The sequence below is a fragment of the Streptomyces sp. NPDC001858 genome (genome assembly GCF_053594615.1).
The window spans coordinates 1-15,009 of record NZ_JBSFEV010000041.1; the positions used below are offsets into that span (position 1 = coordinate 1).

A 15,009-nucleotide genomic window follows, 5' to 3' on the forward strand; every position below is an offset into this window, starting at 1 on the left:
TGGGGCCTTTGTCCCGCGGGGGCTGCGTGGGGGGTGGTCGCGCTCCCCCCCCCCCCCCGCCGGGGGGGGGGGGGGGGGGGGGGCCGCCCCCCCCGGCCCCCGCGCTCGCTCATGCCTCGCGTCGCACCGACAGCAGGTCCTCCAACTGCTCCTCCCGTGCCTGGGCGGCCACGAAGAGGAGTTCGTCGCCCGGCTCCAGTGAGTCCTCGGCGGACGGGGTCAGGACCCGGTTGCCTCGGATGATGGTGACCAGCGAGGTGTCCTCCGGCCACTCCACGTCCCCGACCTGGGTGCCGGCCAGCGCCGACTCCTCGGGCAGGGTCAGTTCGACGAGGTTGGCGTCGCCGTGGCTGAAGCGGAGCAGCCGGACCAGGTCGCCCACGCTCACCGCCTCCTCGACCAGGGCCGACATCAGACGCGGGGTGGAGACGGCCACGTCCACGCCCCAGGACTCGTTGAAGAGCCACTCGTTCTTCGGGTTGTTCACGCGGGCGACGACGCGCGGGACGCCGTACTCCGTCTTGGCCAGCAGCGAGACGACCAGGTTGACCTTGTCGTCGCCGGTAGCGGCGATCACGACGTTGCAGCGCTGCAGGGCCGCCTCGTCCAGCGACGTGATCTCGCAGGCGTCGGCCAGCAGCCACTCCGCCTGCGGGACGCGCTCGACCGAGATGGCGGTCGGCGCCTTGTCGACGAGAAGGACCTCGTGGCCGTTCTCCAGCAGTTCGCCCGCGATCGAGCGGCCGACGGCGCCGGCTCCGGCAATGGCGACCCTCATCGGTGACCGTCCTCCTTCGGGCCCTCGGAGAACGAGGCCTCGACCTTCTCGACCTCGTCGCTGCGCAGCATCACATGGACCAGGTCGCCCTCCTGGAGGACCGTCTGCGAGGTGGGCAGCATGGCCTCGCCGAGGCGGGTCAGGAACGCCACGCGGACGCCCGTCTCCTCCTGCAGCTTGCTGATCTTGTGGCCGACCCAGGACGAGGCGGCGTGCACCTCGGCGAGCTGGACGCCCCCGGTGGGGTCGCGCCACAGCGGCTCCGCGCCCGAGGGCAGCAGCCGGCGCAGCATCTGGTCGGCCGTCCAGCGGACGGTGGCGACGGTGGGGATGCCCAGGCGCTGGTAGACCTCGGCGCGGCGGGGGTCGTAGATGCGGGCGGCGACGTTCTCGATGCCGAACATCTCACGGGCGACGCGGGCGGCGATGATGTTGGAGTTGTCGCCGCTGGAGACGGCCGCGAAGGCGCCGGCCTCCTCGATGCCCGCCTCGCGCAGGGTGTCCTGGTCGAAGCCGACTCCGGTCACACGACGGCCGCCGAATCCGGAGCCCAGTCGTCGGAAGGCGGTGGGGTCCTGGTCGATCACGGCGACCGTGTGCCCCTGTTGCTCCAGGGTCTGGGCGAGAGCGGAACCCACTCTGCCGCAGCCCATGATGACGATGTGCACGACCGTCCTTCCGAGGTCAAGAAAGTCAAGAGGCCAATGAAAATCTGGCTTGGCTTTGAACAGGGTCTCAGACAGTCGACCAAGCTACACACGCGCGGTCGGCGCAGGGCACCCCCGTGCTGCACCGTCTTGGAGATCAGCGCCGGCTGATGCTCCAGAGACTGAGGAAGGTAAGGATGCCGAGGCCGACGAGGGTGCCGATGGCGCCGATGAGTTCCGCGGTCGTGTGCAAGGGGACCCTCCGGGGGCGGCTGCGGGCGGGGATTGTCATATAGACATGGCGATCGGTGCGGTCGCGGAATCAGCGGCACGGGCCTGTCCGATTTCACTCGGGAGGCAGATGCGGAAATCGTCACCCGGCTGAGTCCGGGGGAGGGTGGGCGCTCCCGTGTTCGAAGGCTTACGATCCTCTGTTGTGTCCAAACTGACCGACGTGCCCAAACGCATTCTGATCGGGCGCGCACTGCGCAGTGATCGGCTCGGAGAAACGCTCCTGCCGAAGCGCATCGCCCTACCCGTGTTCGCTTCCGACCCGCTGTCCTCCGTGGCCTACGCGCCCGGGGAGGTGCTGCTGGTCCTGTCCATCGCGGGCGTGTCGGCCTACCACTTCAGCCCCTGGATCGCCCTCGCGGTCGTCGTGCTGATGTTCACGGTGGTCGCCTCCTACCGGCAGAACGTCCACGCCTACCCCAGCGGCGGCGGCGACTACGAGGTGGCCACCACCAACCTCGGCCCCAAGGCCGGTCTGACGGTCGCGAGCGCGCTGCTCGTCGACTACGTCCTCACCGTCGCCGTCTCCATCTCCTCCGGCATCGAGAACCTCGGCTCCGCGATCCCGTTCGTCGTCGAGCACAAGGTGGCCTGCGCGGTCGCCGTGATCGTGCTGCTGACGCTGATGAACCTGCGCGGCGTCAAGGAGTCCGGCAAGCTCTTCGCGATCCCGACGTACGTGTTCGTCGCGGGCGTCTTCATCATGATCGCGTGGGGCGCCTTCCGGGGTCTCGTGCTGGACGACCAGATGCGGGCGCCGACCGCCGAGTACACGATCAAGGCCGAGCACGAGGGCCTGGCCGGTTTCGCCCTGGTCTTCCTGCTGCTGCGCGCCTTCTCGTCCGGCTGCGCCGCGCTCACCGGCGTCGAGGCGATCTCCAACGGCGTCCCGGCGTTCCGCAAGCCCAAGTCGAAGAACGCGGCGTCCACGCTCGCGGCGATGGGGCTGCTGGCCGTCACCATGTTCTGCGGGATCATCGTCCTGGCCCTGGTGACCAAGGTCCGGATGGCCGAGAACCCGGCCGTCGATCTGCTGAAGGACGGTGCCGCCGTCGGCTCCGGATACGTCCAGAACCCGGTGATCACCCAGGTCGCCGAGGCCGTCTTCGGCAAGGGCAGCTTCTTCTTCCTGGTGCTCGCCGCCGCCACTGCGCTGGTGCTGTTCCTGGCGGCCAACACCGCCTACAACGGCTTCCCGGTGCTCGGCTCGATCCTCGCCCAGGACCGCTACCTCCCCCGCCAGCTGCACACCCGCGGCGACCGCCTCGCGTTCTCCAACGGCATCGTGCTGCTCGCGGGCGCGGCCATGCTGCTGGTGGTGATCTACGGCGCCGACTCCACCCGGCTGATCCAGCTGTACATCGTCGGCGTGTTCGTGTCCTTCACGCTCAGCCAGATCGGCATGGTCCGGCACTGGAACCGCCTCCTGGCCACCGAGACCGACCCGGCCAAGCGTCGGCACATGGTCCGCTCGCGCGCCATCAACACCTTCGGCGCCTTCTTCACCGGCCTGGTCCTGGTCGTCGTCCTCGTCACCAAGTTCACGCACGGCGCATGGGTCGCCCTGCTCGGCATGGTGATCTTCTACGGGACGATGACCGCGATCCGCCGCCACTACGACGGCGTCGCCGCGGAACTCGTCGCCCCCGAGGGCCCCAGCGACGACAGCGTGCGGCCCTCGCGCGTCCACTCGGTGCTGCTGATCTCCAAGATCCACCGCCCGACGCTGCGCGCCCTCGCCTACGCCAAGCTGATGCGCTCCGACACGCTGGAGGCGCTCACCGTCAACGTCGACCCGGCCGAGACGAAGGCGCTGCGCGAGGAGTGGGAACGGCGCGGGATCGACGTACCGCTGAAGGTGCTGGACTCGCCGTATCGCGAGGTCACGCGGCCGGTCATCGAATACGTCAAGAACCTGCGCCGGGAGTCGCCGCGCGACGCGGTGTCGGTGATCATCCCGGAGTACGTGGTCGGCCACTGGTACGAGCACCTGCTGCACAACCAGAGCGCGCTGCGCCTGAAGGGCCGGCTGCTGTTCACCCCCGGCGTCATGGTCACGTCCATCCCTTACCAGCTGCAGTCCTCCGAGGCGGCCAAGAAGCGGGCCGGCAAGCGCCAGGACTGGAACGCGCCGGGTGCGGTGCGGCGCGGGCCCGCGCAGGAGGGGCAGCCGAAGGAGCGGTCGGGCACGAACGCGAAGAGCTGACCTCGGGCTCCGGCTCGGCCTCGGGCTCGGGCTCCGGCTCGGCCGCTGTCTCCGGCTCCGGCTCGGGTTTGTGGTGAACGGCCGGACGACAGCCACGTAGACTGGTGGGCTGTTGTCCGGCCGTTCCTCGTTCGACGTTGTGGAGTCACCCCGCCATGCAGGCAGAACCGAAGAAATCGCAGGCGGAAGCGCAGGCGGTGTCACTGGTGGGCGAGGAGTACGAGGTCGAGATCGGACCCGTCGCCCACGGCGGCCACTGCATCGCCCGTACCGAGTCCGGCCAGGTGCTGTTCGTCCGGCACGCGCTGCCCGGCGAGCGCGTCGTGGCCCGGGTGACCGACGGCGCGGAGGGCGCCCGCTTCCTGCGCGCGGACGCGGTGCGCGTGCTGGACGCCTCCAAGGACCGGGTCGAGGCGCCCTGTCCGTACGCCGGCCCCGGCCGCTGCGGCGGCTGCGACTGGCAGCACGCGAAGCCCGGCGCCCAGCGTCGGCTCAAGGGCGAGGTGATCGCCGAGCAGCTGCTGCGGCTCGCGGGCCTCACGCCCGAGCAGGCCGGCTGGGACGGCACCGTGATGCCGGCCGAGGGCGACAAGCTGCCGCCGGGGCAGGTGCCGCAGTGGCGGACCCGTGTGCAGTACGCCGTCGACGCCGAGACCGGGCGGGCGGGCCTGCGCAGGCACCGCTCGCACGAGGTCGAGCCGATCGACCACTGCATGATCGCCGCGGGGGGCGTCAGCGAGCTCGGCATCGAGAAGCGGGACTGGAGCGGCATGGCCTCCGTCGACGCCATCGCGGCGACGGGCTCGCAGGACCGCCAGGTGATCCTGGAGCCGCTGCCGGGCGCGCGACTGCCGCTGGTGGAACTGGACCGGCCGGTCTCCGTGATGCGGGTCGAGGAGAAGGACGGCGGGATCCACCGCGTCCACGGCCGCGCCTTCGTGCGCGAGCGGGCCGACGGCCGCACCCACCGGGTCGGCAGCGGCGGCTTCTGGCAGGTCCACCCGAAGGCCGCGGATACGCTGGTGACGGCGGTCATGCAGGGCCTGCTGCCGCGCAAGGGCGACATGGCGCTGGACCTGTACTGCGGTGTGGGCCTGTTCGCGGGCGCCCTCGCCGACCGCCTCGGCGAGAAGGGCGCGGTCCTCGGCATCGAGTCCGGCAAGCGCGCGGTCGAGGACGCCCGGCACAACCTCGCGGCCTTCGACCGGGTCCGGATCGAACAGGGCAAGGTGGAGACGGTCCTCCCGCGCACCGGGATCACCGAGGTCGACCTGATCGTCCTGGATCCCCCGCGCGCGGGCGCCGGCAAGAAGACGGTCGAGCACATGGCATCGCTCGGAGCACGAAAGATCGCATACGTGGCCTGCGATCCGGCGGCACTGGCACGGGATCTGGGCTACTTCCGGGACGGCGGATATCGGGTGCGGTCGTTGCGGGCGTTCGATCTGTTCCCGATGACGCATCACGTGGAGTGCGTGGCGATTCTGGAACCGGCGGCGAAGGGCTCCTGACCTGCTGTTACTCCAACGACGATCCTTCGTTCGACCTCTTTCCGGACCTCCATGGGGTACAGGGCGCTGTGGTCCTGTACCTGCTGTACAACGCTGCTGACCTGCGGCTTTTCAAGCAACGCGGAGTACGGGTCTGTCGCCTCGGCGTTGCGCGAGCTGTCAGTTGCCGTTGCAGAGGACATTGGCCCGTTCAAGTCCTGCGATGTGATCTCGGGCTGATCTCGGCGCGCGGGTGTGTTCCATGTGAGTCACTGCCAACCATCGCAAAGTGACGAAAGTGCTTCCGGAATGTTCCGGGTCGGCATACTCTGCGGGAATTACCGCACCTCAGACCGCAGTGGCCTGAGGCGCGGCGGAGGTGTCATGGGTGGGGACCCGTACGTAGCAGCAACGGTTGACGAACGTGGGGGGCCGGAGGCGTCATCGAAGCCTTGCGACAGGGCCCAGGTGCCTGATCCGTACGGTGATCGGGCCCTGCTGACCTCTGCCATGACGAAAGGCTTTGACGCCGCACCCGACGAGGAACGGGATCGGTTGCGGCGCTATCTCGAAGCGGTTGTCGCCGCCCGCTTGGCGCCCGTGCACACCACCGTCGCTTTCAACGCCGTGTACTTCGGGTACGACCTGGGCGGCGACGGCTACGGCGGCAGCCCGCTCTGCCTCGACGACTTCCCTGTGATCACCTTCGGCGAGCGCGCCCCCGTGCTCCCGGTCGGTGCCATGGTGTGTGTCACGACCGGGTCAGACCCGTTGTACGCCGAGATCGTCTATCGGGAGGGTGCCCATCCAGAAGTGGGCGCCCTCGGTGACGTACCGGCCTGGGTATCGGGGGCGCCTGCAGGTGCCGAGGGCCCGGGGAGGCCGGGAGACGGCACCGCGCCACGGCGAAGGGAGTTGCTGGTCCCGGATCTCGATGCCTTCGGTCCGGCGCTGAGCCTGTCATCGGCCCAGCTCCACCGCTTACGTACGCGCCGGCGCCGGATCAACGAGGACGGGCATGTCGTCGTCGACGTAGGTTACCCGTCCCCTGAGGCTGCCAGGCGCGACGACCTGACGGCCTATGCGGACCATCTCCTGACGACGGCACGGGAGCAGCTGCTCAGCCCCTTCGTCCCCGTGTCCCTCGCCGCACTCGTGGGCGGCACGCACGACGACGACCTGCGGGCGGGCCTGCTCGGTCTTCTCGATACGGTGCGGGGTGTGCTCAACTCCAGTGCTGCCTTGCGCACATGGGGTGACTACACCATGACCCGGACCTCTCTCGCGGATTGCTGGCGGGACACCGGGCCGCTGGGCGGCGATGACCTCAAGTCCCTTGCCGCGGCGGTTGAACGCGCGGCCACCCCGGGGAAGCGGCGCTACGGCCTCACCACGCCGATCACTGTGTACACAGCGGTCGGACCGCGGCTTCGCGGGTTACCGGGGGCGACGGAACTGCTCAGGGGAGTGGGGTATGCCGCAGCGGTGTGCCGGGCGAACCTGGCGCTCGCCGACGTCGTCCAAGGGGAGAGCGACCAGGGCCTGTTCGAGAATGGCTCTTTGATCACGCTCGACGACGCCTTCGAGGGCGGAGGTGTGTGGCGGTCGTGTCATCCCGGTGATGCAGAAGCGCCCGGAGATCCCCTGGCCCCGGCCGGACGCGGCTGGACGTCCACACTGCCCACGCCGGCGGAGCCGGAGCCGGAAGCAGAGTTGGACCCCGTCGATCTGCCCCTGGCCGACGACGCCTCTCTCGGGACCGGCGAACTCCTGCGGAGTGATGCGCAGGAGATCGTCTGGAGGGCGCCCCTGAGGCTGGCTCAGCTCATCGACGGCTGGTTTCCCCTGCATCCGTACCTCGTCGAGGAACTCCGCCGTTCTTACGGGGCGGGCACCACAGTTCGGCTCGAACTCGACCACGCCGGCGAGCTATTGGGCGAGAAGGAGGCGGTGCAGGACGTCACCGCCGAACTCCGCGACGACTCGGGCCGGTTGACCGGGATCGCCTGGCCCCGAGACTTCTTCCCCGGCCTGATGCTTGAATTGCGCCGCCTCCGCGGCGGCTCGGTGATCCGCCTGGCAACGACTCGGTTCAAGGAACGCGTGCAGGTCGGCGACCGTGAGACCGGGCACTGCTACGACCCTCGTGTGCTCACCAGGGAGGACGCCCCGGGAAGCGACCGCCACGGTGACAGCGCGGTGGGGCTCGGCCCCCGGCAGCTGGTGATACGCACCGTGCGCCGTTGCGGGCTGCTCACCCTGGACGGCCATGCCCTGATGGACCGGTCAGTCCTGCCGAGCGCGGTCTATGGGTGTCGGCCGGCCCGGTCACAGGCTGCCGCCCTGGAATCGGCTGTCGCGGAACTGCTCGCGGAACGGCTCCTGGAACCGGCCCTCGGCAGCCGAGATGTCTGGGGCCAGCCGCATTTCCCGCCGCGCGACGAACAACGGACCATCCCCCTCATCGGTCACCGCCCTGCCCGGCCGCGGGTGATACGTCCCTGGGGAGGTGCCCAACCGAGTGGTGAGGGGTCGCGGGACATCCAGTTCGTACCCGGTCACCTTCGCCGGCTGCGACCGGGTTGCTCGCCCAGTGACGCTCAGCGCGTGGCGTTTCGGGAGCACTGCCGCAGGCTCGGCAAAGCGGACGGCTGGGAACTGCCGTACGGGTACACGTTCGTCACCGAGCACACACGCGGCCGCTGATCCGACACGGGTTTTGAGTGTTCATGTGTCCGGCCCGCCCTCTCGCTTCTTCTTGGTGCCCACAGAAACGGAGTACGCGTACATGCAGGACCGCTACCGCGTCGTCACAGGGCCGCCGTGGTCCCCGTCGAGCGTCTCGGCCCAGGATCTCGAAAGCCTGGCCGCCGCGCTCAACGCCTTGGAGCACCCGGCCGTCGCCGCCCTGAACGACCTCACGGTCGACATGGTGGAACTGGCCTTCAACTCCCTGCGGCCAAGGGACCGGCAGGAGTTGCTCGGCAGCCTGGGCATCCGCATGGCGGCCCCTCGACGGGTGAGCAGTGCGCTGTGCAGGGATGTTCTCGCGAGGCTGCAACGTGAGGCGCGGCAGCACACCTGCACATGCGGGATGAAGAGACTCACGGTCAGCGTGATGAACCAGGTCGAGAGGTTTGTCTTTGCGCAGGACGGCGAGACGGTTTCCGACCCCGTTGCTCGGTGGGGCGCGACGCTCGTCCGGGCCACGGTGTTCGCGTGGTCCAACGCCTCCGTCACCGACGCCCACGTCCTTTCCTGGGCGGCGGACCAGGACTGGTTCGTAGTGACGGCCGACGACAAGGAGACGACTCAGCTCGCCGCTGTCGGTGCCGCGGCGCGGTCCATCGTGGAGGCGAACCCGGACTTCGCTCCAGGAGCGGTGGAAGACGACAAGTCTGCGCTCGCGGGCGGCGGAAAGCCGGTGCCTGCTGCCGTCGCTGACCGGCCGGGCACGAATGCCTTTGCCCCCGAGATCGTGGTACCCGACCCCGACACCTCTCAAGAGATGACTGCTACGGCTTCCGACAGTGCCCGAACCGACGAGGGGACGGGTCCGGAGGTGGCCTGCCGGGAGCTGGAGTCGGCCCTTGCGCAAGCCCGGCAAGCCGCGGAGAAGGTGACCAGCGCGGTCGCGGAGGGCTGCCCTCCACAGGACGAGGACCTGGCTCCGCTGGGTGCGCTGGGTGCCGTCTTCGACAGCGTCGATGCGGTGTTCCGCGCGGCGGGGATCGAGGGGGTACCCAGCCGCCTGGAGGACTTGACGCGCGCCGCACGTGCGCACCGTGCGGCGCAAGAACGTGAGCACCAGGCACGGGAGCCGCTGCGGGAACTGATGGATGTCGCCTCCCGTCCGGACAGCTCCGCCCCTGCCACCGTTGCCGTCGAGGCCGTGCGCGGGGCGGCCCGCCGCCTGCTGGACACACCTGTATGGGAGGAGCGGCAACGAGAGGAAAGCGCCGCGCTGGCCGCCTTGGCCCGGCTCATCAGGCTAGGGCGGCAGGCGGATGCCGCGACGGAGATCCTGGCTCTGCAGGCGCAGGTCGTGCGGGTACTGCCCACGTGTGCCATGGCCGTGGTCATGGCCCCTGAACTGACGTTGGCTCAACCGGAGGATGCCAGCCGAGAACCCGCTGGGGCCGGGGCGGACGGCATCGCCGAGCCTGCCGTTGCCGAGGCGACCGCGGAGTCCGGGGCGTTACGACCAGCCGACGGGACGGAGGAGACCGCCGGTCATTCCACCGAGGAGGCAGAGCTCCACCCCGCCTCCGAACCGGCAGCCGTCGCGTCCGTCCAGACGACGGCCCTCGAGCCGGTCCGCGCCACCCCCGCACAGCCTGCGCCCTCTGCCGATGGCGACCCGGCACCCCGCACGGGCGCGGACACGACTGCCCCGGTGCATGCCGCACCCACGATCCGTGCCACCGAGGACGCACCCGTCCGAGAAGCAGCCACGTCCGAGGGTGACGACACCGACGAGGCCGCAACCGAGCGGGCCTTGGCGCAGCTGGTCGCAGACCGGCGCTTCGGACTCGCCCACCACCTGGCTAGAGCCGCCGGCCACCCCGAGCCCCAGGTGGCGGCGCTCCGCCTGGCAGGCGCTGCCGCGCTGCTCACCTCCGGTGACAGCCAAGTCACCCGGCTGACGGCGGACCTGCTCCAGGAGTACGGCGGATACGCGGGCCGGGACACCGAGGGCAGCGAACTCCTCCTGTTGCCCGCCCTGCTGCGCACCGCACTGATCACCGGCGACCACTCGGCAGGCGCTCAGCTCAAGGCTCTGGTGCCCCGGCTCCCGGACCGGCTCGGGGAGGCGGCGACCGCCGTCGCCGACCGGGCCCTCAGCGGTGCCCTGATGATCGCTTCCCCACTGGTTGCAGACGCCTCCGAAAGCGAGGTCCGGCTGCGGGAGTTGCGCGAGCAGAGCAGTGCCTTGCTCGCGCCGCAGAGGCTGCGGTTCGCGCGGGCGACGGCGATCGCCAAGCGCTGGCTGGCCCCCGACGAAGGGATGCTCGGATCGCTGCTCATGACCGTCGTCGGCGACAACCGGGACGCCATGGAACAGGTGCGCGAGCAGGTCGAGCGGCTGTCGAAACTGGCTGAGGTCAACAGCGAGATCGACCGCATGGACCGCACGCATCGCTCGTCCAGCGGCAAGCCGCTGCAAGGCTCCGGACGGCAGGATCTGGTGCATCTCGTGGAGCGATCCGTCGGCCTCGTCAAGGAGTGGTGCCTGGCGGTCGACGGCGCTCGCCGCGGGGACCGCTCCGACGGCAACCGAGCGGCCCAGGAGATTTCCTCCCTGCGCCAGTCTCTACTGGACGGCAGGGAGGCGGCGCTGGGCGATCTGGAGCAACTGGCGCGGAGTTCGGATGCCGTCTCGGCCGCGACGGCCTGGGCGGCACACGCCTCGATGGAGGACCTGTTCGCTCTGCTGGCCGGTGACGCCGTGACCACGCGTCCCGGCGGTCCGGTCGACCCGGAACTCGCGCTGGACGCGGAACTGCTGAAGGTGTGCGACACCCCTGACGAGCGGGCGTCGCTCGACGAGCTTCTCACCGCGGTCGACCGGAGTTGGCAGGACGCCCTCGACGAGCGGCTCTCCCGCGACGCCTTCACCGCGGCCCGTACCCTCGTCCAGCTCGCCGCAGGCGGGCTGCTTCCCGCTGCCCGGGCAGGGGAGTTCGTCCCGCTCACGGACACCGAGATCGACGACCGCGAGGCCGCCCGGCGCACGCAGCTACGCAAGGTACACGACGAACTCGTCGCCGAGGTGCACCGCGCGCAGGCGGACGGCGCCGTGACCGAGGACCAGGACTTGGGCCTTCAGGAGCTGCTGGCCGACGCCCATAACCGCCTCGAAGGCGTCGCCGGGTACCACCTGCTGGACGTGCGTCGGGCACTCGACACGGTACGGAGCGATCTACCCGCCTTCCGGCAGCAGGCGGCCGACAGGATCCGCGCCCGGCTCGATGCCCTGGACCCTACCGCGGAGGAGCGGGCTCAGGTCTTGCGGCGCCTGGAGACGAACGACCTGGCGACCGCCGCCGACCTCGTCTATTTCCTGGAGATCGGCGAACCCGTCCCGGAGATCGAGGGAGGCGAGTCCCACCTGCCAGACTTCTTTCCCGCCGTGCCCCACGGACTGCCGGGAGGCATCGACCGCGACCTCGTCGACCTCGTCCGGTCCGGCGGCAAGCATCCGGCGCTTCCTGTCCTGGACTACGGAGGCCTCTCCACCGACGAGGCTGCACTTGCGGCCGACGCCCTCGACGAGTGGCGCGCGCTGGCCGCTGCCGAGCCGAAGGACCGGCTCCAAGTGGCTCCGACGAAACAGGTGCCGCCGCTCCTCAAGCTCCTCGGCTACGACGCCAAGAGTGCCAGGCTGCTCGACGACCGGTCCCAGCACCGGCGGGAATACCGTCTCTTCGAAGCAACCGGGGTGGAGATCAATGGCAGGGCGAAGGCGCCCGCGTTCGGCTCGCAGATCAGGGAGCAGGGAGGCAACCTTCGGGTGATGATGGTCTGGGGCAGACCGCCTGCCAAGGTCGTCATGAGCTGGGCAGCGCGCGACACCAGCGATGCGAGCCTCCTCGTCGTCTACTTCGGCACGCTGAGCCGTGAGGCCCGCGTCGAACTCGCTGTCGGCTCCGGCCGGTTGCAGCCGCTGCTGGTCGTGGACGATGCTGCCCTCGCTTACCTCGCCGCCCGCGGCAACCGCCAGGTCAGCACCGCCACGCAGACATTGCTGCCCTTCTCCGGCGTCAACCCGTACATCAGGGAGAAGCGTGGCCGGATCGGCGGCGAGATGTTCTACGGGCGGGACGCCGAACGCAAGAGCATCCTCGACCCGCGCGGCACCCAGGTCATCTACGGCGGCCGTGGACTCGGCAAGTCGGCACTGCTTGCCGATGCCGGAGAACGGTTCACGGAGCAACGCCCCGGTTACCACCAGGCGGTGTACCTCAACCTCGACCAAGAGAACATCGGCAAGGGCAGCTCGTTTGGACCGGAGACGTTGTGGAGCGTCCTGGAGCGGGAGCTGACCGAGGCGCAAGTACTCGACGACCGGCCGCAGGGGCGCAGGAAACGGCAGGAGGTCTCCGAGCGGGTGGAGATCTCCGAGCGCGTGCGCGCCGGCATCCGGACCTGGCTGGACGGGGACTCGCGCCGCCGTCTGCTGATCCTGCTCGACGAGTGCGACCAGTTCTTCGAGGCGGACGCCCCGCGCTTCGACCAGACCAAGAAGCTCAAGGGCCTGGGGTCCGACACCAAGGACCGCGCCAAGGTCGTCTTTGCCGGACTGCACTCCGTGCAGCGCTTCTCCAAGCTCGCGAGCAACGGGCCGTTCGGCCACCTTGCGCAGACCCCGAAGGTGATCGGCCCATTGGCTCCCCAGTCCGCTGCCGAACTGCTGGTCGAGCCGATGCGGGCGCTCGGGTTCGAGTTCAAGGATCTGGATCTCGTCAACCGGGTGCTCGGTTATTGCTCCTACCAGCCCTTCCTGCTCCAGATGTTCGGGCACCGGCTGGTCGAGCTGATGCACCGCAAGCGGGCCCGGCGCGGTGCCGAGGGACCTCCTTACGAGGTGGAGGTGACCGACATCGAGGTCGTGAAGTCGGACGCCGCGCTCAGAGACGGCATCTCGGCGGCCTTCAAGGACACGCTGAGCCTCGACCACCGCTACGACGTGATCGCCAACGTGCTGGCCTACCACGCTCGCCATCACGGCCTGGAGGTGCGGCTGAGCGACACCGAGCTGCGCGAGGAGTGCGAGACGTACTGGCGCAAGGGGTTCGAACAACTCGACACCGAGGGGTTTCGCGCCTACCTCTCCGAGATGGTCGGCCTGGGTATCCTCGCGCCCAACCACGACGGCCTGGGCTGGCATCTGCGCGGCCCCAATGCGCTGCGCATGATCGGTACTTCCCACGAGGTGGAGGCCCGTCTCCTCAGGGCCGAACGGGACTGCGAACTCCAGGAGAGCATCGTGCAGGAGGGCCGCCCCGAGATGCCCGACGGCCAGCCGGCGCCGCTGACCAACACCCAGCTCGACGACCTTCTGGGTGAGCGGTCCAGCCGGACCAGGGTCGTCCTCGGTACATCCGCCACCGGAGTCACCGACGTCGCCCGGACCTTGCGTACGATCGCCGGACCGATTGATGGCTGGACGCTGCCGCCCGTCGGCAGGCCCAGCGTCTACAAGCAAGAGCTCACCGGCGGGCGCCCTCGCGAACGACGTGTGGTCATCAGTGACTTCGTCAACTACCGGGACCCGGTCCGGCCTGAGACCTGCCGGGAGGCCGTCGACCTGGCGGAGACCCTGCTGCCCGCCACCCCTGGGGTCACCCGCGCGGTCGTCCTCGTCACTGATACCACCCAGCTGGCCCTGTGGCGCACCCTGCTGACGGGAACCGAACCCACCTCGGCCGCCCCGGTGGTGCTGCGCCGCCACGACCGCCGTAGCCTGCACGGCTGGGCTCAGCGTGTCAACGTGTTCCACACGGAGGACCGTTTGGACCGTCTCCACGAGCTGACCGGCGGCTGGCCGCTCCTGGTCGGCCGAGCACATCGCCTGCACCGCGAACTGGGCGATCCCGACGAGGTGTTGCGCCGCCTGGCAGGCCTCCGCACGGACGGGGCCGAAGCCCGCGCCTTCGCCGAGGCGACCGGCGTGTACGCGGACCCGCTGTTTGCCGCTGGGTACCGGGCCCTCGACGACGAGTTCAAGGACGGCCTGTTCGATCTGGAGGGTGCTGTGACCGCTGTGGCGCTCAAGATCGAGGACGAGGACGAGGCGCGGTGGATCGTCAACTGCCTCGAAGCTCTTCAGGTATTCGAGCGGGAGGGCATCCAATTGCGCTTGGAACCGCTGTTGCGCCAGTGCGTGGCGCTTCGCGTATGACAGCGGATGCACCGGCCCGGCCGCCCGCACGCCCGGCGGCCGGTCGCCCTTCACGGTCACCTTGCCCGTAGTCGACCAGGCGCGGCGTACGTTTCCGACGGCGCGCCGCCATGTTCACGTCGACTTCCCTACGGCCGAGGCGCTGAAGGCAAGCTCATAGGGACGCACGAGGGATGACCCCAGCTGATCATATTCTTGGCTCTTGCTCTTCCCATACGGTGCGCACAGTGCGGCCGACGAGGGTGCGCAGCACCGGCCACAGCTGGAGAAAGAGAACCTGGTTGAGGTAGCCGAGCAGGTTGCCGAGATCCCTGGGGCCGGGCGGTGCAGCTTGTCCGCGATTCTGGAGCCTGCCGCGAAGGGGGGCCTAGATTCGACAAGTGGCCCGTACGGCAACGGAAGTTCACGCTCCTGCTCGATGCCGGCGTTACCTGATCAGGCCGGCCGATCCGCGGATTGGACGGGGCTCGCGTGCCGGAATGAAGGCGCGCTCCTGGTCCGGTCTTCAACGAGGTTCTTCCGTGTCCCAGCCCGTCGGTCGCGGGCCGCAGCGACGCGGCGCGCGGTCCGACCGGGGGATCAACCTCGACATCACCCCGGACGCGGTCGCCGGGGACGCCGTCGAGGTGCTCAAGTCGGCGAGGTGTCGTAGCGGCCGCCCGGGTGTCGCTTAGGCGCGATCCGTTCTTGGG

At 69.6% G+C, this 15,009-nt stretch carries 7 protein-coding genes; 5 read left to right on the top strand and 2 right to left on the bottom strand.

Translation table 11 applies throughout. The features are described 5' to 3' along the window. Positions 1 to 109: 109 nt before the first annotated feature. Positions 110 to 778, bottom strand: coding sequence for a potassium channel family protein (locus tag ACWCPF_RS37620; protein ID WP_451049628.1), 669 nt, complete (start codon positions 776 to 778; stop codon positions 110 to 112). Then, positions 775 to 1,446 (bottom strand): potassium channel family protein, encoded by a 672-nt coding sequence (locus tag ACWCPF_RS37625; protein WP_451049629.1) that lies wholly within the window; start codon positions 1,444 to 1,446, stop codon positions 775 to 777. Before ACWCPF_RS37625 ends, ACWCPF_RS37620 begins: the two co-directional genes overlap by 4 nt. Positions 1,447 to 1,861: 415 nt before the next feature. Between ACWCPF_RS37625 and ACWCPF_RS37630 the strand changes: the two genes are divergently transcribed. The 5 genes from ACWCPF_RS37630 to ACWCPF_RS37650 all read left to right on the top strand — a co-directional run bounded on the left by ACWCPF_RS37630 (position 1,862) and on the right by ACWCPF_RS37650 (position 14,991). Further along, complete coding sequence (locus ACWCPF_RS37630) at positions 1,862 to 3,922, top strand: APC family permease (protein WP_451049630.1); 2,061 nt, start codon at positions 1,862 to 1,864, stop codon at positions 3,920 to 3,922. Positions 3,923 to 4,077: 155 nt separating this feature from the next. After that, positions 4,078 to 5,433, top strand: a complete 1,356-nt coding sequence (locus tag ACWCPF_RS37635; protein WP_451049631.1) for a class I SAM-dependent RNA methyltransferase — start codon at positions 4,078 to 4,080, stop codon at positions 5,431 to 5,433. A gap of 363 nt (positions 5,434 to 5,796) precedes the next feature. Further along, the gene (locus tag ACWCPF_RS37640; RefSeq protein ID WP_451049632.1) at positions 5,797 to 8,118 is read left to right on the top strand and encodes a hypothetical protein; all 2,322 of its coding nucleotides are present in this window, start codon (positions 5,797 to 5,799) and stop codon (positions 8,116 to 8,118) included. 82 nt (positions 8,119 to 8,200) lie between these two features. Then, positions 8,201 to 14,317 (top strand): hypothetical protein, encoded by a 6,117-nt coding sequence (locus ACWCPF_RS37645; RefSeq protein ID WP_451049673.1) that lies wholly within the window; start codon positions 8,201 to 8,203, stop codon positions 14,315 to 14,317. Between the two features lie 521 nt (positions 14,318 to 14,838). Beyond that, on the top strand, positions 14,839 to 14,991 hold the full coding sequence (locus ACWCPF_RS37650; RefSeq protein WP_451049633.1) for a hypothetical protein: 153 nt from the start codon (positions 14,839 to 14,841) through the stop codon (positions 14,989 to 14,991). Positions 14,992 to 15,009: the final 18 nt, after the last annotated feature.

What these genes read in the sequence shown, in the direction of transcription:
- ACWCPF_RS37620 (WP_451049628.1), bottom strand. Translation starts at nt 778, where the DNA reads ATGAGGGTCGCCATTGCCGGAGCCGGCGCCGTCGGCCGCTCGATCGCG.
- ACWCPF_RS37640 (WP_451049632.1), top strand. Translation starts at nt 5,797, where the DNA reads ATGGGTGGGGACCCGTACGTAGCAGCAACGGTTGACGAACGTGGGGGG.
- ACWCPF_RS37635 (WP_451049631.1), top strand. Translation starts at nt 4,078, where the DNA reads ATGCAGGCAGAACCGAAGAAATCGCAGGCGGAAGCGCAGGCGGTGTCA.
- ACWCPF_RS37645 (WP_451049673.1), top strand. Translation starts at nt 8,201, where the DNA reads ATGCAGGACCGCTACCGCGTCGTCACAGGGCCGCCGTGGTCCCCGTCG.